Origin of the sequence: Bacillus sp. UNC125MFCrub1.1 (assembly GCF_000701305.1) — a bacterium.
GTDB classification, from domain to species: domain Bacteria; phylum Bacillota; class Bacilli; order Bacillales; family Bacillaceae; genus Bacillus; species Bacillus altitudinis.
Genome location: NZ_KL370769.1, coordinates 575,057 through 592,208 on the forward strand (window position 1 = coordinate 575,057; position 17,152 = coordinate 592,208).

The following is a 17,152-nucleotide window of genomic DNA, read 5'->3' on the forward strand; positions in this document are numbered from 1 at the left end:
TTTTTATCCCTTCTTTCTCATGCTGCAAATAAAGAAACCATCTGTTCCGAAATAATGAGGAAGAATTTGTACACTTCCGTTTTGAACAAACGGAGCAACCTGCTCAGGCAGCCGTTCATTAAGAGATAGATCGGGTTCGAAGTCTTGGTGTTCTTGTAAAAACGCATGAATCACTTGTTGATTTTCTGTTGGATCCATTGTACATGTACTGTATACAAGGGTTCCGCCTGGCTTTAGCAGCTGGGCTGTTTCATGCAAGATCGATTGCTGAATTGTCGCAAGTCTTGCTGAGTCTTCCGAGGACTTTGTATATTTCATATCTGGTTTTCGTCTGATGACGCCAAAACCTGAACATGGTGCATCAATGAGAATACGGTCAAACGAAGCATCATCATAATGGTCGGATGCTTTTCTTGCATCAAGCGCTTTTGCCTCAATATGCGTTAAGTTTAGACGCTTTGCTGCCTGTTTGATCAGTTTTACTTTGTGCTCATGTAAATCAAGAGACACAATCTTCCCCTCATCGTTCATTTGCTCTGCGATATGTGTTGATTTACCACCAGGAGCGGCACAGGCATCAAGCACCATTTCTCCCGGCTGAGGATCCAGCGCTCTTGCGACAAGCATGGAGCTTTCATCTTGAATCGTGACAAAGCCCTCTTGAAAGAAAGGAGTAGATACGATAGATCCTTTCATGAGTTTGAGTGCATCCTCAGATAAGTCGCCGAGCTCTGTTTCAATTCCTGCATCCATGAGTTCTTGCTGCAGTGCAGGGCGGTCTTTTTTCATTCGATTGACACGCAATGTCTGCTTTGGCGGGACTAAATGAATACGGCACATGCTTTCTGTTGCTTCAAAACCGTACGCCTCCACCCATTCTTGTACGAGCCACAATGGATGGCTTGTCTCTATTGAAAGCCTTTTTACCGGATCTTTGATCGCATCAAATGCTGGCACGCCTTCTCTTTGCACGGAACGCAAAACGCCGTTGACTAGTGAAGAAATGCCTTTATGTCCGCGCTTTTTCGTTAGTTCCACTGCTTCATGGATGGCTGCACGATCTGGAATTTTTTCAAGGTAAACCATCTGATAAAGAGACATCCGCAAAAGCTGCATCACCCATGGAGCCACTTTTTGCGGTTTTTTCACAAAGGGTGTGAGCATATAATCAAGTGCCAGCTTGTTTTGCAGTGTACCGTATACAAGTTCTGTTAATAGCGGTTTGTCTTGATCGGAAAGTTCTTTCTCTTTCATCACTGACTGCAAAAGCAAGTTACTGTAGGCTTGATTTTGTTCGAGTTTGATTAAAGCGTCCAGCGCTACTTCTCTCACATTACTTTTCTTCATTGATTAACCCTAATTTCTGCCCAATTTCGATATTTGCGCCTCTTAAGAAGTCTTCACCGCTCATTTTTTTCTTTCCAGCGGGCTGTACACTCGTTAATAAAAGGCCTTGCTGATTTCCTGTTCCAACGACTGGTCCTTCTTTTTGAAGCTCAATCACTTTCCCAGGTTCTTCTGGTGCTTGAAGCGGAACTTTTTTCGCTTCCCATACTTTTAAGTTAGCACCGTTCCATTCAGTATAGGCAACTGGCCATGGATTTAAGCCGCGAACTTGGTTGTAAAGCTCTTCTCCTGGCTTGGTCCAGTCTAATCTTTCCTGCTCCCGCTTAATATTTGGTGCATACGTTGCTGCCTCTTCATTTTGCGGAATTGGCGAGATAGACCTGCTTAACACATTTGGAACGGTGTCTTTTAATAACGCCGCACCAGCCACACTTAATTTATCGTGCAGTGTTCCGACGTTGTCTAATTCATCAATTTCTACTTCTACTTTGCTAATCATGTCACCTGCATCAAGCTTTTCTACCATATACATGATCGTCACGCCTGTTTTCTTTTTGCCTTGCAGGATCGCATAATGGATCGGTGCACCGCCTCTTAGTTCTGGCAGCAGTGAGGCATGAACGTTGATACAGCCAAATTCAGGTTCATCAAGTAATCTTTTTGGCAAAATTTGTCCGAACGCTGCTGTTACGATCAAATCTGGCTTTAACGCAAGCACTTTATCAATTTCTTCATCAAGACGTACCTTTTCAGGCTGTAAAACTGGAATGCCGTGTTTTAAGGCTTCTACTTTTACAGGAGGCGGCGTCAGTACTCGTTTTCTGCCTTTCGGGCGATCTGGCTGTGTGACGACCCCGACAACTTCATATCCTTCTGTTATAAGTGTTTGCAGCACAGGTACTGAGAAATCAGGGGTTCCCATAAATACGATACGTGCCATTTTCTTCACCCTTCCATTTCCGCAAGTTCTTTTTCTGTATAGGTTTGAATGATTTTCGACGTGAATAATACACCGTCTAAGTGATCAATTTCATGCAATAAAGCTCTTGCTAAAAATCCTTCTGCTTCTATTGTAAATGGTTTGCCTTTCTTATCAAAGGCTTTCACCTTCACATAATTTGGTCTTTCAACCGTTCCGTACAAAGATGGAAAGCTCAGGCAGCCTTCAATGTCTGTCTGGCTCCCTTCCACTTCAAGAATCTCAGGATTTACCAAGTCAATCCTCCCAGAATCTTCGCCGATATCGACCACGGCGATTCTTTTTGAGATGCCGATTTGTGGTGCGGCTAGGCCGACTCCATCTAGTTCAAGCATTGTATCATACATATCATCCAGCAGTTTTTTCAGTTTTTTATCGAATGTATCAACAAGCTCTGTTTGTTGTTCAAGCACGTCTGCAGGATGTAAGACTATCGGTTTGATTGCCACGAAAAGACCTCCGTTTTACATCATCATATATGGATTCATATCGATTGATATCATCAACTGTTTTTGTTCCATTTCTTTTTGATAATGATCTTGTATTTTTCGTAATAAACTTGCCAGTTCATTTTCCCTTTTGTATTTTATCACGCATTGATATCGATATCTATCTTTGATCTTAGCGATCGGAGAAGCAGCAGGACCGAGAATCCTTGTATTCGGTGCACAATTCATTTTCAAGAACTGAACAATTTTGTCTGTGACATGCGCTGCCTTCGTCACTTCTTCATGTGATACAGTCACCATCGCCAAAAAATAAAATGGCGGATAGGACTGATGACGACGGTGCAACATCTCTTGCTCATAAAAGGCTTCATAATCATGCTGTTTGGTTAATTCAATACTATAATGCGAAGGTGTATATGATTGAATAATGACTGACCCCGCTTTTTCATGACGTCCCGCACGTCCGCTTACTTGCGTGAGAAGCTGAAACGTTTTTTCACTTGAACGAAAATCAGGGATGTGAAGAGACGTATCCGCACTAAGGACACCGACAAGTGTAACATCTGGGAAGTCTAATCCTTTTGCAATCATTTGCGTCCCAAGCAGAATGTCTGCTTCTTTATTACCAAAGGACGTGAGAAGCTTTTCGTGTGCGCCTTTCCGAGAGGTTGTATCTACATCCATTCGGATGACCCTTGCTTCTGGCAATACCTTCGTCAGCTCTTCTTCCACACGCTGCGTGCCTGTACCAAAATAGCGAATATGCTCACTATGGCATTCTGGACATTCTGCAGGTACAGGAGCTTCGTGACCGCAGTAATGGCACTTCAGCCGTTTTTGAAAGCGGTGATAAGTGAGAGATATCTCACAATGAGGACATTGTTCCACATATCCGCAATCCCGGCACATCACAAAGGATGAATAACCTCTTTTATTGAGAAATAAAACCGCCTGCTCTTTCCTTTCAAGTACTTCTTTTAACCTGAGCATTAATTCTTCTGAGAACATGGAGCGGTTGCCGTTTCTTAATTCTTCTCTCATATCAATTAACGAAACGTGCGGCAGCTGCTGCTGATTGACGCGCCGTTTGAGCGTCAGCAGTGTATACACACCCTTTTTTGCACGCGCATATGACTCAAGTGAAGGCGTTGCACTGCCTAATACAACCGGACATTGGTGCCGCCCTGCTCGTTCAATGGCCACATCTTTCGCATGATACCGAGGCATTTCTTCTTGTTTATATGAAGATTCGTGTTCTTCATCTATAATGATCATTCCTAAATTCTCAAACGGGGCAAAAACAGCCGATCTTGCGCCAACGACAAGTTTGACTTCCTTGCGGTGGATTTTCCGCCATTCATCGTATTTTTCCCCAGTCGATAAGCCGCTATGAAGGACAGCCACATTGGAGCCGAAGCGCTCTTTAAAACGCTGGACCATTTGAGGCGTTAATGAAATTTCAGGAACTAGGACGATCGCTTCTTTTCCCTTTTGGAGGACATGATCAATCGTCTGTAAATAAATTTCGGTTTTACCGCTTCCTGTGACCCCGTGCAGTAAAAACGTTTCATGTTTTTCATCGCTCACTGCTTGATGAATGGGTTTTGCCGCTTCTGCTTGCTCTGTTGTGAGATCAAGAGGAGTAGATGGTGTAAACTCCCTATCCCGATAAGGATCTCGATAAATCTCTTCATAGCTTTCTGTTAACAGGCCTTCTTGAATCAAGGCTTTTATCGTTTGAGAACTAGCACCTGTTTGCTGCTGCAAATCTTTTGCTAAAAACGTCGTTTCATTCGCTTGAAGTAAAAAGGCAAGCAGCGCCTTCTGTTTCACCGCATTTTTCTTTAACTGTTCCTGCTTTTCTTCAAGTTTTTCTTTCGTAACTGCTACCTGAAGTGTCCGCACCTTTTTCTTTCCGGATTTTTGTGAGACGTGATATCTGACTTCTAGATGACCTTTTTGGACATGCTTTTGAATAGGCTTCAGCTGTTCAGGCGGAATGTCAGCGTAAAGGATGCTCTCTTGCTGACCGAAAAGCTCTTTCAATGACTGCGGAAGTTCCTCAGCTGATAACACCTGAATTTCTTTTTCATATTTTGCTTTCATCGCTGCTGGAAGCATCGATTGAAGCGCCGTAATATGATAGGACAATGTTTTTTCCGTCAGCCAGTGGGAAAGCTCCAATAGCTCATCTGTCAGAACAGGAGATAAATCAAATAAATCGACAATGTCCTTGATATTTCCTGACTGTACGTCTGTTTCTTCTTTGATTTTTGTCACAAACCCTTGAATCTTCCTTGGGCCAAAAGGAACCACTACCCTCATACCAGCCTTGACAAGGCCTTTAAAGCGGTCTGGCACACGATAGTCAAATGGCCTGTCAATGGCTTTCGTTGTGACATCGACGATCACTTCAGCAATCATGCTCGATCACGCTCTTTTGGCAGCAGCTGCTTTGCCTCCTGTAAGATTTCAAAGGCAAGATCTTTTTTGCTCATCATTGGCAGCTCTTTTTTTGTTCCGTCTGCTTTGATCAATGCTGCGACATTTGTATCTGTGCCAAAGCCTGCGCCCTCTGCTGCAACATTGTTCGCGACAATCATATCTAAATGCTTGGATTCGATTTTCTTTTTCGCATAGTATTCAACATCCTGCGTCTCAGCTGCAAAGCCGACTAGGACCTGATGTTCTTTTCTTTTCCCAAGCTCTTTTAAAATATCTTTCGTCCGCTTAAATTCAACCGCTAGTTCACCGTCTTGTTTTTTCATTTTATGAGAATACGTCGTGACAGGCGTATAATCGGCAACGGCTGCTGATTTTATCACTATATCTGCTGACTCGTACACCTCTAACGCTGCTTGATACATCTCCTCAGCCGATTCCACTTGCACTACATCGACATGCTCAGGTGCAGTTAACGAAACAGGTCCTGAAATGAGCGTGACATCAGCCCCCATTTGCTCGGCAGCTTCTGCAATGGCATAGCCCATTTTCCCAGAAGATCGATTTGAAAGGAAACGAACAGGGTCGATCACTTCTCGTGTAGGACCAGCTGTGACCACGACTTTTTTGCCTGAAAGCGGCAAGCTGGTTGGCTCATCAAAAAACGCACGGATGTGTTCAACAATTTTTTCAGGCTCCTCTAAGCGTCCTTTTCCAATGTAGCCGCATGCTAAATAGCCTTCACTTGGCTCTATAAACCGGTAGCCGTCTTCATATAAAGTGCGGATGTTTCGCTTGACAGCTGGATGGTCATACATGTGCACATTCATAGCCGGTGCAACCCATACAGGAGCTGTTGAAGCAAGCAAGGTCGTTGTGAGCATATCATCAGCAAGTCCTGCGGCCATTTTACCAATGGTATGTGCTGTTGCAGGGGCAACAAGAATGAGATCGGCCCAGTCAGCTACATCAATATGCGCTATGACTTTTGGATTGTTTTCTTTAAATGTATCCACATACACCTCATGCCGAGATAGGGCTTGAAAGGTGAGCGGAGACACAAACTCACGGGCAGATTCTGTCATAATCACTCTTACGTTTGCGCCTGCCTGTACGAGTTTACTAGTGAGTGCAGCTGCTTTATATACGGCGATTCCTCCGCTGACGCCGAGTAAAATATTTTTTGACTGTAACATTTGTTTGTCCCCCTTAACGGCCTTTTTCACAAATTCGTCTACAATTCAAAAAAGTCAAAACCAATCATAGTTTTGACTTTTTTGAACGTATCGTATCTGCATAGCAGAAGCGATGTTATTCTTGCTCTTCTTTTTCAAATGTCAAAAGACCAGCATCGATTTCTTCAAGAGCTTTCCCTACAAATTTGTAGGATTTTGTGTTTTCGATTTGTTGATCTTGATGGATTTGCATTTCACGTGCACGGCGTGCAGACACTGTGACAAGTGTATATTTTGAGTCAAGTTTGTTCATCAATGAGTCAATTGAAGGATCTAACATGGTTTATTCTACCCCCAGCATTTTTTTATATCTTGGTGCGACTCTGTCTCTTCGCAGGTGCTCTGCAAGGACGATCGCTTTAATTCTTTCACATGCAAGCTCGACATCGTCGTTTTCAACGACATAGTCATAAGCATCCATCATTTCAATTTCTTCTTTTGCAGCAGCCATTCGGTTACGGATGAGATCCTCAGATTCTGTCCCGCGTGTAATAATGCGGTTTTGAAGTTCTGAAAGACTTGGCGGTGCAAGGAAAATAAAGAGACCTTCCGGGAATGCTTCTCTTACTTGAAGTGCACCTTGCACTTCGATTTCAAGGAAAACATCTTTTCCTTCGCTCAATGTTTGTTCTACATAGTCAACAGGCGTGCCGTAGTAATTCCCGACATATTCTGCCCATTCTAACAGCTTTTTGTTTTCAATCATATGTTCAAATTCTTCCCTGGTTTTAAAGAAATAATCAACACCATTTCTTTCACCTTCACGCGGTTTGCGGGTTGTCACAGAAATAGAGTATTCAAATTTCGTATCTTCCTGGGAGAAAATGGCTTGTCTGACCGTTCCTTTTCCAACTCCCGAAGGTCCAGAGAGAACGATTAAAAGTCCTCTTTCTTTCATAATGGCGTATTACCCCTGCCCTTCATCTATGATTTCTTCTTTTACAGAAAGTCTTTGCGCGACAGTCTCAGGCTGAACGGCAGATAAGATGACATGGTCACTGTCCATAATGACAACAGCACGGGTTCTTCTTCCGTATGTCGCATCAATGAGCATGCCTCGATCTCTTGCGTCTTGTATCATTCGTTTAATCGGTGCTGATTCCGGACTGACGATCGAAATCATCCGATTCGCTGAAATGATGTTTCCAAATCCGATATTGATCAACTTTATGGTCATCTTCTTTCGTCCCCCTGTAATATAAACGTCTCTAGTCTCGCCGAAAGAGACGCACTGTAAACAGCATACACAATGACTATTCTATATTTTGCACTTGTTCTTTTATTTTTTCAATAGCGCTTTTCATTTCAACCACCAGCTTTGTTAAATGGTGATGGTTTGCTTTTGATCCAATCGTGTTCACTTCACGGTTGAGCTCCTGTACAAGAAAGTCAAGCTTTCGTCCGGCAGCGCCGCCTTGCGTCAAAATTTGCTGGAACTGCTGAAAATGACTTTTCAGCCTGGTAATCTCTTCTGTAATGTCACAGCGATCAGCAAAGATGGCCGCTTCTGTGGTCAGCCTACTCTCTTCAAGCGCCTCTCCGATCCATTCTTGCAATCTTTGATTCAATCGTTCTTTGTACTGACTCACAACCTCTGGTGCAAACACTTTGATTTCTTCTGTAAATGCCTCGAGTTCAGACAGCCTGAGTTCACAGTCTTTTTGAAGTGATGTTCCCTCCTGCTCTCTCATGAAGCAAAGCTCCTTGACAGCTTCTTCACAAGTGTCTATCAGCAAATGCTCCAGCTGCTCATTTCGGCTGACTGACTCTTCCACCTGAACAGCCTGTTCCAGCTTCAGTAAGTCATGTGCATGCTGAATACCTGAAATATGATAGCGGTCCTCAAGGTCTTTTGCGGCTTTCATATATTCATCAAGCAGCGGCCAGTCAATCTGTAAAGACCGGCTTGCAAGTTTACCGCCTTCAATCGTAACAAACAGCTCAATTCGACCGCGCTGCACGTGACGAAGAATGATTTTTTTTAATGTATCTTCGAAATATAAAAGCGGCCTCGGCAAACGGGCATGAACCTCTTTAAAACGGTGATTGACCGATTTTAGCTCAACTGACACTGTCAGTTCACCATCCGTTTTACTCGCTTGGCCGAATCCCGTCATACTGCGTATCATGTGAAAACACCCAATTCTTTCATATTAATAAAATGAAAAAGGTAATAGCAGACACTATTACCTCAAAATTATACCATAACCAATTATTTTTTTCTTGTCAAAAGTGATCCTGCCAGTAAAAAAGTTGGCAATGCAGACATACCGATGATCAGAAGCCAATCGACTGGTGCGACCGCCACCGTTTTGAAAATTGGCTGAAGCGGCGGATAATAAATGACCACAAGCATCAGCAGCAGGGAAGACACAACGGCGCCGATCAAGTACATATTCCCGAATGGATTGCGTTCAAAAATAGACCGTTCACTGCGGCAGTCAAAAACATGAATGAGCTGCGCCAAAACGAGTGTGCTGAATGCAACCGTCTGCGCATATTGAAGATTGTTCGGATCACGGTGATACACAAACATAAAGGCTAACAAAGTGGCAATCCCGATCAGAAACCCTCTTGATATGACCTTCCAACCAAGTCCTCTTGCAAAAATCCCCTCTTTCATGTTGCGCGGCTTTCTCTTCATGACCTCGCCTTCTGGTTTATCCATTCCAAGTGCCATAGCCGGCAAGCCGTCTGTGACAAGGTTTACCCACAAAATTTGAATTGGAACGAGAGGCAATGGAAGCGCAAGAAGCATCGCAAACAGCATGACCAAAATCTCTCCCACATTCGATGCCAGCAAATAGCGGACAAATTTGCGAATGTTTTCATAAATATTCCGGCCCTCTTTAATAGCGGATTTAATGGTCGCAAAGTTGTCATCAAGCAAAATAAGAGAAGAAGCTTCTTTGGCAACGTCTGTTCCGGTAATCCCCATGGATATACCAATATCCGCCTGTTTAATCGCTGGCGCATCATTCACCCCATCACCTGTCATCGCGACAATATGGCCATTTTTTTGATAGGCCTTCACAATTCTCAGTTTATGCTCAGGTGATACACGGGCAAAGACGTACACATCTTCTGCTGTTTGCTCCAGCTCTTTGTCGCTTAGCTGATCCAGAGCTTTTCCATCAAGCACCTTTCCTTGCTTCGGTAAGAGACTTAAATCTTTAGCGATCGCTTTAGCCGTTTCTACGTGATCGCCTGTAATCATCACTGTTTTAATGCCAGCATCCCGGCATTCTTTAATCGCTCGTCTCACTTCAGGACGAGGTGGATCAATCATGCCCTCTAGACCGATAAATGTGAGGCCAGTTTCTGCCTGCTGAACAGAGGTGATTTTTTCTGTCAGGCTTACTTTTTTATATGCAATCGCAATGGTTCTAAGCGCTTGTCTTGCTAAACCTTGAATGGCAGCTTCTGTTTCTTGCCGGTGGGCCTTTGAAAATGAGGCGGTGCGTCCGCCGTGCATCATATGACTTGAACGGTTCATCAGCACATCTGGCGCCCCTTTGGCAATGACATACCGCTCCTTCTGATTCGTTTCCACGACGACTGACATCATTTTTCTTTCAGAGTCAAAAGGGAATTCCTCCACCACACGAAATCCCGCTTCGATGAATTGCTCTGTAAAACCCGCTTTACGCGCAGCGGTTAGAAGTGCTCCTTCTGTCGGATCACCATCAAGTCTCATCTCTCCGTCTTTTTCAAAGATGGTTGATGTATTACAAAGTGCTCCGTATAATAGCACCTTTTGCAGGCTTGGATGTTTGTCTACATGGACAAGTTCTCCGTTTAAGGTAAAATCACCTGACGGCTCGTACCCAGTGCCAGAAATATTCCACGTTTTCCCCTCTGCCCATACATGTGTCACTGTCATTTTATTTTGTGTCATTGTGCCTGTTTTATCTGAGCAAATAATCGAGGCGCAGCCGAGTGTTTCCACAGCCGGCAGCTTTCTGACAATGGATTTTTGTTTAATCATCCGCTGCACACCTAGGGAAAGTGCGACAGTGACGATCGCCGGCAGTCCTTCTGGAATCGCAGCAACAGCGAGAGATACACCCGCTAAGAACATATGATACAAATCATGACCTTGCACCACACCAAGAACAACCACAAGAACAGTTAAAAATAATGCAGCAACAATTAAAATTTTCCCCAGCTGCTCAAGGCGTCTTTGCAGCGGTGTTTCCATATTACCTGCTGAATCCAGCATACCGGCAATTTGTCCCATCGCCGTATTCATCCCTGTACCAATGACAACCCCTACACCGCTTCCCCTCGTGACAAGCGTCCCCATAAAGGCCATGTTCGTCAAATCTCCAAGTGAGACATGATCTCGCGAGAGCGGACTCGCATGTTTGACCGCTGGGATGGACTCTCCAGTGAGGGCAGATTCTTCGATTTCCAAACTCTTTGTTTCTAGTAATCTGATATCTGCTCCAATTCGGTCCCCGCTTGAAAACTTCACAATATCTCCCGGCACGAGGTGCTTGGACGGGATCTTGACCCATTCATTGTTTCTCCTTGCATAGACATGCGGCGTTGATAATTCCTTTAGTGCTTGGAGGGACTTTTCCGCACGGCGTTCCTGATAAAAGCCAAGCACACCATTTATCAGCACAATCGCCACAATCGCCACAGCATCAATGTATTCACCTAAAAAAGCAGAAATAATCGTTGCCGCAAGCAGGATTAACACCATAAAGTCTTTAAATTGCGCTAAAAAAATAACGAACGCCGACACCTTTTTCCCTTCCTGTAATTCATTTGGCCCATGCTTTTCAAGCCGCTTTTGCACATCTTTTTCTGACAGTCCGTCACCTATCGATGTATTCATTGTTTTTAATAAATCGGTTTGGTTCAGTTCATGCCAATTCATTTGACCTCGTCCACTCCTCTTTTGTTCTCTCTCTTATGCAGTGTTCTATAAGCCAGTTTATTCAGACTCGTCCTAAATCATGCTATAATAATAAGACTGCCTAAAGAACGAGAAAACGTAAGGTTCTTTCAGTAGATTTGTGTGAAAGAAGAGGGTGTATCCAACATGTCATTTGACGGCATTTTTACATACGGTATGACAAATGAATTGCAAGAAACATTAACTGGCGGAAGAATTTCGAAAATACATCAGCCATACAAGCATGAGCTGATTTTTCATATCCGGTCAAAGGGGAAGAATCATAAGCTTCTTTTATCCGCTCACCCGAGCTATGCAAGGGTACAGCTCACTGAGCACCATGATGATAATCCGAGCGAACCGCCAATGTTTTGTATGCTCCTCAGAAAACATCTTGAGGGTGGGTTCATTGAACGTTTTGAACAAATTGGGTTAGATCGGGTGATCGTGCTGCACGTGCGAAGCCGAAATGAAATTGGCGATGAACAAACCCGTAAGCTATATATTGAAATTATGGGCCGGCACAGCAACTTAATTCTCGTGGAGGACGAAACGGAGCAGATCATTGACGGACTGAAACATCTTTCTCCATCTGTGAACAGCTATCGAACGGTGCTACCCGGACATCAATATCTTCTGCCGCCGGCACAGCAAAAGCTGAATCCTTTTGACGTGACGAAGGAAGATATTTTAAAGCATTTACGTTTTCAAGAAGGGAAAATCGCCAATCAAATTGTCGATACATTCTCTGGGGTTTCTCCGCTGTTTGCTAAGGAAGCTGTCCACAGGGCCGGTCTTGCCAATCAGGAAACGATTCCAAGTACATTGCTCGAGATGTTTCAGCTCATTCAGGCGCATTCTTTTACCCCTCAGCTCACGAGAAAAGATGGGAAAGAGTATTTTTATTTATTAGAACTTCAGCACGTCGATGGTGACATGAAGACATTTGATTCTCTTAGCGAGCTACTTGACCGTTTTTATTTCGGAAAAGCTGAAAGAGACAGAGTCAAACAGCAGGCGGCTGATCTTGAACGTTTTGTTGCCAATGAAAAAAAGAAAAATGAAAACAAGCTGAAAAAACTAACAAGAACACTTGAAGAATCTCAAAATGCGCATAAGTATCAGCTTTATGGTGAATTGCTTACTGCCAATATATATGCGATTAAAAAAGGGGATAAAGAAGCGACTGTTATCAATTATTATGATGAAGAAGGCGGAGAGATCACGATCCCGCTCAAAACAAACAAAACCCCTTCTGAAAATGCACAAGCGTATTTTACAAAATACCAAAAGGCAAAAAATGCAGTAGAGGCCGTAAATGAACAAATTGAGCGAACACATGAAGAAATTGTTTATTTTGACGAGCTGATCCAGCAGCTGTCCTCTGCCTCACCAAAAGATTTAGAGGAAATAAGAGAAGAACTGGTGGAAGGAAAATATTTGCGTCCCAAACAAAAACGCAACGCCAAAAAGAAGAAACCATCGGCCATTCAACTGGAAACGTATGAATCTTCTCAAGGTGTTCCGATTCTCGTTGGAAAAAACAACAAGCAAAACGAATATTTGACCACAAAGGCGGCAGCTCGTGATGACATTTGGCTTCACACAAAGGATATTCCTGGATCACATGTTGTCATTCGTCACAAAGCGCCTGATGAACAAACCTTGCTTGAAGCGGCACAAATTGCTGCCTACTTCTCGAAGGCAAAAGAATCAAGCTCCGTCCCTGTCGATTATACGAAAATCCGGCATGTGAAAAAACCAAACGGAGCAAAACCGGGCTTTGTCACGTATGATCAGCAGCAAACATTATTTGTGACGCCTGATGAGGATGTTGTCCTAAAGCTGAGAAAATAAAAAAGAGCCGATTAAATTTTTAGATGAGATTTTATCGGCTTTTTCTTTGTCTTTTTTTTCTTTCTATATAGAGCTCATCCAGTGCATCTACATCCTCTTGTTCAAGCAAGGTCTCAATGGCCGCAGCCAGCTGTTTAGTGCGGGCTGGGCTTGCACCACTCGTAGATATGGAGATTGTTACTTTTCCTGCCCTTACAACCTTTGGCACAATCACATTGCCTAGCTCTGACTGGCTCACACAGTTGACGAGCTGATGAGGAAGCGCTGATTGCGTCATCCACTCGTTTACTGAAGCATCGTCTGTAGCAGCGACAATTAAAAATGCATCCTTTACATCTTCCGCATCAACTTTCTTTTTCTTCCAAGTCAGCTGATATGTCTCAATGAGATTCGCCATTTCATCACAAATGTCAGGGCTCACAATGGTTATGCTGCATGGCTCCATGCATAGCGCACTCGTCCTTCTAGCCGCAACCCTTCCTCCGCCGGCAATTAGCACGTGTTTATTGGTTAGATCAAGATGAACTGGAAGCATGGCTTTCTCCTTGAAAACGAAACGCATCCTCTTTGTTTAAGATGGTTTCCTGCACACGTTCAATATAAGCTGCTTTTACATGGGGATGAAACCCAATGTATCGGCAGACACGGACATCTCGCAGCCGCTCTCTCGCCTGATTCGCTTCACTCTCAATCTCTTTCATTAAAATGCCGGTAAATAAAAGATAAGGCACGAGATAGACAGGCGTATCATCATCTACTGTTAACTGTGCTAAGACGTCACGATAATTCGGTTCACACGCTGTAATAAAACACGGAAAAACCTCTGCACAAGGCAACAAACTTCGGACATCATCTGCAATGCCAAACACATCCCGCTTTACATCTGGATCAGAGCTTCCGCGGCCAATTAAGAGAATTTTTGCACGCTCTCCCTTGTATCCAGCTTCTTCAATCCTTGCGATAACAGCTTTCGTGACTTCTTGGTTCACGCCTATAGGTCTTCCATATGTCACCTTCACTTGTGGGAAACGTTTTTGTACTTTCACAATCTCATCTGGAATATCTGATTTGGCATGCATGGCAGTTAAAAGGAGGAGCGGGACGATCGCAATGTGGGTTGCTCCTTTTTGTACACAAGTCTCAAACCCTTCTTCGATTGAAGGGTCCGTCAACTCTAAAAAACAAATTTCTTGGATATCTGCTTCGACTAACGGCATACAGCTTTTCATAAAAGAAATGGCTTTATCCTGTGCTTCTTTTACCCTGCTTCCATGCCCAACATAAAGGACAGCTTGTTTCATTTGACTCCTCCTTGCGACCTTAGTTTTATTCAGACGAAAAGACACGATGTCTACACGTGTCTTTTCACCTTTTTGTTCTCATTTCTCAATCAGTGCTGGTTCAAACCAGTTCAACTTTTGATGAAAGTGAACGACATCTCCTACCACAATTAAACTTGGGTGCTCGATCCCTTCTTTTTCAACCGTTTTAGATAGTGTCGCCACCGTGCAGCAAGTCGTCTTTTGCCTTGTGGTCGTTCCCCAGTGAATAAACGCAGCTGGGGTTTCAGGATTCCGCCCATTTTTCAAAAGCAGCCGCTGGACTCTTTCCACGTTTTTGACGCCCATGTAAATGACAAGGGTATCAATCCCCGTCGCCAGCGCTTCCCACTTTTCTTCAAAATGTTCATCCTTTTGATAATGCCCTGTCACAAACGCAACATTTGAGCTGAATTCTCGGTGCGTGACTGGAATGCCTGCATAAGCAGCCGCTGCAATGCCAGAAGTAATCCCCGGGACAACTTCATACGGAATACCATGCTCAGCTAAGCATTCGATTTCTTCACCGCCGCGACCAAATACAAAGGGATCACCGCCTTTTAGACGAACGACTATGTTCCCTTCCTTCGCATGAGCAACAAGCGCTTCATTAATCGCTTCCTGTCTCATCGTATGATGATTCGGCAGTTTGCCGCAATAGATCAACTCCGCCTCCGGTTTGGCATGGGCAAGAATCTCTTGATTGACAAGACGATCATATAAAATGACATCTGCCTGCTGTATTGCCTTATGGGCCTTTAGCGTAATTAAGTCTGGGTCACCCGGTCCGGCACCAACAATGTATACTTTCCCCATCTTGCTTTCTCCCCCTGCCATCAGGCGATTATTTCGTTTTATCCTTTACATAATCAACAAGGCGCTGTTTTGACTCCTCGCGTGATAATTCACCTGTATCTAGGACGAGCTCAGGCGCAGCTGGCTCTTCATATGGTGAATCGATTCCCGTGAAAAATGGAATTTCGCCGTTTCTTGCTTTTTTATATAATCCCTTTGGATCACGCTCTTCACACACGTTCAGATCACATTTCACAAACACTTCGTGAAATTCTCCGTCTTCGACTAACTGTCTTACGATTTGGCGGTCTTCTTGAAATGGTGAAATAAAAGCAGTAATAACTATCGTTCCTTGCTCAACAAATAATTTCGCCACTTCACCGATGCGCCGAATGTTCTCTTTTCTGTCGTCATCTGAAAAGCCTAAGTCTTTATTGAGTCCATGGCGTACGTTATCGCCGTCAAGAACTGTCACTTGGTACCCCTGTTCAAACAGCTCTCGAGCCGCTGCGTTGGCGATCGTCGATTTACCTGAACCGCTTAGTCCTGTCAGCCAAATGATCCCGCTTGTATGGTTGTTTTTCTGTTGATATTCTTTTTTAGTAATAGATGAATCATGCCACACGATATGTTCGTTGCTCATGTCATACCCTCCTTTAAGATACCGTCGTTTTTAATCCTTCGATTAATGTTTCAATGACTTCTTTTCGGCTGAACGTGCTCGGTGGTAATTCACCATTTCTCAGCATCGTTCTAACCTTTGTACCTGAAAGAATGACATGTTCGCTTTTATCATGTGGGCATGTTTTTGGTGTTGCCATGGCTTCACATGTATTGCAGTAAAAGCTGTGCTCAAATTTTAATGGTGTGATCCCAATTTCTTCGCTTGTAAATTGTTCAAATAGCTCCTGCGCTTCGTATGTGCCGTAATAATCACCAACACCTGCATGATCTCTGCCGACAATAAAATGTGTACAGCCATAATTTTTACGCACAAGCGCATGAAAAATCGCTTCCTTTGGTCCAGCATAACGCATGGCAGCAGGAAAAACACCTAAAAAGACGCGGTCTTTCGGGTAATAACCGTTCAGTAACACTTGATAGCTTTTCATTCTTACATCTGCTGGAATATCATCAGATTTTGTTTCACCAACAAGTGGATTTAGAAATAGACCATCCACTGTTTCCAGTGCTGTCTTTTGAATGTATTCATGCGCACGATGGACTGGGTTTCTCGTTTGGAAACCAACAATGGTTTTCCAGCCGTTTTCTTTAAAATGTTTTCTTGTTTCTTCTGGCTCATACGTAAATTGCGGGAAAGGTTTTTCACTGCGTTTCGTCAGTGTAATTTTACCACCAATATACGTATCACCGCGTTCAAATAATTTTTTCACGCCTGGGTGATTGCGGTCATCTGTTTTATACACATTCACTGCTTCTTTTTCCTTATCAGGTGTGTATTGATCTTCTACCTCAATGACCCCGTATACTGTTCCATTATACGATAGACGAACAATGTCACCTCGATTGATCTCCGCTGCTTTTTCCTTTGTGACAGGCAAAGTAATCGGAAGAGACCAAACGACACCACTTGCTAGTCGCATACTGCTGACAACTGCTTCATAATCAGCTTTCGTTAAAAACCCTTCAATTGGACTATACCCGCCAATTGCGATGAGTTCAAGGTCTGCAAAAGAGATGGCATCCAGCTCAATTTCTTTCGCAGCTGTGCTTAGATCAAATTCTTCATTTACTCGATTAATTAATACGCCACCATGTGGTGTTAAACTCATTTGTTCATCTTCCTCTCAATGTTCATATTT

General features: G+C 43.6%; 16 protein-coding genes. 1 reads left to right on the plus strand and 15 read right to left on the minus strand.

Translation table 11 applies throughout. The features are described 5' to 3' along the window. Positions 1-3: 3 nt before the first annotated feature. The 10 genes from rsmB to N521_RS15735 form a co-directional block, all read right to left on the minus strand. On the minus strand, positions 4-1,347 hold the full coding sequence (rsmB, locus tag N521_RS15690) for a 16S rRNA (cytosine(967)-C(5))-methyltransferase RsmB (protein WP_035392103.1): 1,344 nt from the start codon (positions 1,345-1,347) through the stop codon (positions 4-6). Further along, positions 1,334-2,287: a methionyl-tRNA formyltransferase gene (gene fmt / locus N521_RS15695; RefSeq protein WP_017359336.1), complete on the minus strand. Its 954-nt coding sequence runs from the start codon at positions 2,285-2,287 to the stop codon at positions 1,334-1,336. The genes rsmB and fmt overlap by 14 nt, the downstream gene beginning before the upstream one ends. Positions 2,288-2,292: 5 nt before the next feature. Next, positions 2,293-2,775 (minus strand): peptide deformylase, encoded by a 483-nt coding sequence (gene def / locus N521_RS15700; RefSeq protein WP_017359337.1) that lies wholly within the window; start codon positions 2,773-2,775, stop codon positions 2,293-2,295. A gap of 15 nt (positions 2,776-2,790) precedes the next feature. Continuing rightward, the gene (gene priA / locus N521_RS15705) at positions 2,791-5,199 is read right to left on the minus strand and encodes a primosomal protein N' (RefSeq protein ID WP_025207315.1); all 2,409 of its coding nucleotides are present in this window, start codon (positions 5,197-5,199) and stop codon (positions 2,791-2,793) included. Further along, the gene (gene coaBC, locus N521_RS15710; RefSeq protein ID WP_025207314.1) at positions 5,196-6,413 is read right to left on the minus strand and encodes a bifunctional phosphopantothenoylcysteine decarboxylase/phosphopantothenate--cysteine ligase CoaBC; all 1,218 of its coding nucleotides are present in this window, start codon (positions 6,411-6,413) and stop codon (positions 5,196-5,198) included. Before coaBC ends, priA begins: the two co-directional genes overlap by 4 nt. 115 nt (positions 6,414-6,528) lie before the next feature. Continuing rightward, complete coding sequence (gene rpoZ, locus N521_RS15715) at positions 6,529-6,732, minus strand: DNA-directed RNA polymerase subunit omega (protein WP_008344896.1); 204 nt, start codon at positions 6,730-6,732, stop codon at positions 6,529-6,531. A 3-nt stretch (positions 6,733-6,735) separates the two neighbouring features. Continuing rightward, entirely contained in the window at positions 6,736-7,350 is a 615-nt protein-coding gene (gene gmk, locus N521_RS15720; RefSeq protein ID WP_007499680.1) for a guanylate kinase, read from the minus strand. A 9-nt stretch (positions 7,351-7,359) separates the two neighbouring features. Then, positions 7,360-7,629: an extracellular matrix/biofilm regulator RemA gene (remA, locus tag N521_RS15725; RefSeq protein WP_008344898.1), complete on the minus strand. Its 270-nt coding sequence runs from the start codon at positions 7,627-7,629 to the stop codon at positions 7,360-7,362. Positions 7,630-7,705: 76 nt separating this feature from the next. Beyond that, positions 7,706-8,581, minus strand: coding sequence for a YicC/YloC family endoribonuclease (locus N521_RS15730; RefSeq protein WP_007499682.1), 876 nt, complete (start codon positions 8,579-8,581; stop codon positions 7,706-7,708). Positions 8,582-8,664: 83 nt separating this feature from the next. Next, complete coding sequence (locus N521_RS15735) at positions 8,665-11,340, minus strand: calcium-translocating P-type ATPase, SERCA-type (RefSeq protein WP_035392107.1); 2,676 nt, start codon at positions 11,338-11,340, stop codon at positions 8,665-8,667. A 165-nt stretch (positions 11,341-11,505) separates the two neighbouring features. Between N521_RS15735 and N521_RS15740 the strand changes: the two genes are divergently transcribed. Beyond that, on the plus strand, positions 11,506-13,215 hold the full coding sequence (locus tag N521_RS15740) for an Rqc2 family fibronectin-binding protein (protein WP_035392109.1): 1,710 nt from the start codon (positions 11,506-11,508) through the stop codon (positions 13,213-13,215). Between the two features lie 31 nt (positions 13,216-13,246). On the opposite strand, the gene N521_RS15745 is transcribed toward N521_RS15740, so the two are convergent. The 5 genes from N521_RS15745 to sat form a co-directional block, all read right to left on the minus strand. Further along, complete coding sequence (locus N521_RS15745) at positions 13,247-13,750, minus strand: precorrin-2 dehydrogenase/sirohydrochlorin ferrochelatase family protein (protein WP_025207311.1); 504 nt, start codon at positions 13,748-13,750, stop codon at positions 13,247-13,249. Further along, positions 13,731-14,516, minus strand: a complete 786-nt coding sequence (locus N521_RS15750; RefSeq protein ID WP_025207310.1) for a sirohydrochlorin chelatase — start codon at positions 14,514-14,516, stop codon at positions 13,731-13,733. Before N521_RS15750 ends, N521_RS15745 begins: the two co-directional genes overlap by 20 nt. Before the next feature lie 78 nt (positions 14,517-14,594). Then, positions 14,595-15,350 carry a uroporphyrinogen-III C-methyltransferase gene (gene cobA, locus N521_RS15755; protein ID WP_024720329.1) on the minus strand — a complete coding sequence of 252 codons (756 nt, stop codon included), beginning with the start codon at positions 15,348-15,350 and terminating at the stop codon, positions 14,595-14,597. Positions 15,351-15,378: 28 nt separating this feature from the next. Then, the gene (gene cysC, locus N521_RS15760; protein ID WP_008344911.1) at positions 15,379-15,972 is read right to left on the minus strand and encodes an adenylyl-sulfate kinase; all 594 of its coding nucleotides are present in this window, start codon (positions 15,970-15,972) and stop codon (positions 15,379-15,381) included. 13 nt (positions 15,973-15,985) lie between these two features. Beyond that, complete coding sequence (sat, locus tag N521_RS15765; RefSeq protein WP_024720328.1) at positions 15,986-17,122, minus strand: sulfate adenylyltransferase; 1,137 nt, start codon at positions 17,120-17,122, stop codon at positions 15,986-15,988. Positions 17,123-17,152: the final 30 nt, after the last annotated feature.

What these genes read in the sequence shown, in the direction of transcription:
- sat (WP_024720328.1), bottom strand. Translation starts at nt 17,122, where the DNA reads ATGAGTTTAACACCACATGGTGGCGTATTAATTAATCGAGTAAATGAA.
- rsmB (WP_035392103.1), bottom strand. Translation starts at nt 1,347, where the DNA reads ATGAAGAAAAGTAATGTGAGAGAAGTAGCGCTGGACGCTTTAATCAAA.
- N521_RS15740 (WP_035392109.1), top strand. Translation starts at nt 11,506, where the DNA reads ATGTCATTTGACGGCATTTTTACATACGGTATGACAAATGAATTGCAA.
- gmk (WP_007499680.1), bottom strand. Translation starts at nt 7,350, where the DNA reads ATGAAAGAAAGAGGACTTTTAATCGTTCTCTCTGGACCTTCGGGAGTT.
- rpoZ (WP_008344896.1), bottom strand. Translation starts at nt 6,732, where the DNA reads ATGTTAGATCCTTCAATTGACTCATTGATGAACAAACTTGACTCAAAA.
- priA (WP_025207315.1), bottom strand. Translation starts at nt 5,199, where the DNA reads ATGATTGCTGAAGTGATCGTCGATGTCACAACGAAAGCCATTGACAGG.
- remA (WP_008344898.1), bottom strand. Translation starts at nt 7,629, where the DNA reads ATGACCATAAAGTTGATCAATATCGGATTTGGAAACATCATTTCAGCG.
- fmt (WP_017359336.1), bottom strand. Translation starts at nt 2,287, where the DNA reads ATGGCACGTATCGTATTTATGGGAACCCCTGATTTCTCAGTACCTGTG.
- cysC (WP_008344911.1), bottom strand. Translation starts at nt 15,972, where the DNA reads ATGAGCAACGAACATATCGTGTGGCATGATTCATCTATTACTAAAAAA.
- N521_RS15735 (WP_035392107.1), bottom strand. Translation starts at nt 11,340, where the DNA reads ATGAATTGGCATGAACTGAACCAAACCGATTTATTAAAAACAATGAAT.
- N521_RS15730 (WP_007499682.1), bottom strand. Translation starts at nt 8,581, where the DNA reads ATGATACGCAGTATGACGGGATTCGGCCAAGCGAGTAAAACGGATGGT.
- coaBC (WP_025207314.1), bottom strand. Translation starts at nt 6,413, where the DNA reads ATGTTACAGTCAAAAAATATTTTACTCGGCGTCAGCGGAGGAATCGCC.
- N521_RS15750 (WP_025207310.1), bottom strand. Translation starts at nt 14,516, where the DNA reads ATGAAACAAGCTGTCCTTTATGTTGGGCATGGAAGCAGGGTAAAAGAA.
- N521_RS15745 (WP_025207311.1), bottom strand. Translation starts at nt 13,750, where the DNA reads ATGCTTCCAGTTCATCTTGATCTAACCAATAAACACGTGCTAATTGCC.
- cobA (WP_024720329.1), bottom strand. Translation starts at nt 15,350, where the DNA reads ATGGGGAAAGTATACATTGTTGGTGCCGGACCGGGTGACCCAGACTTA.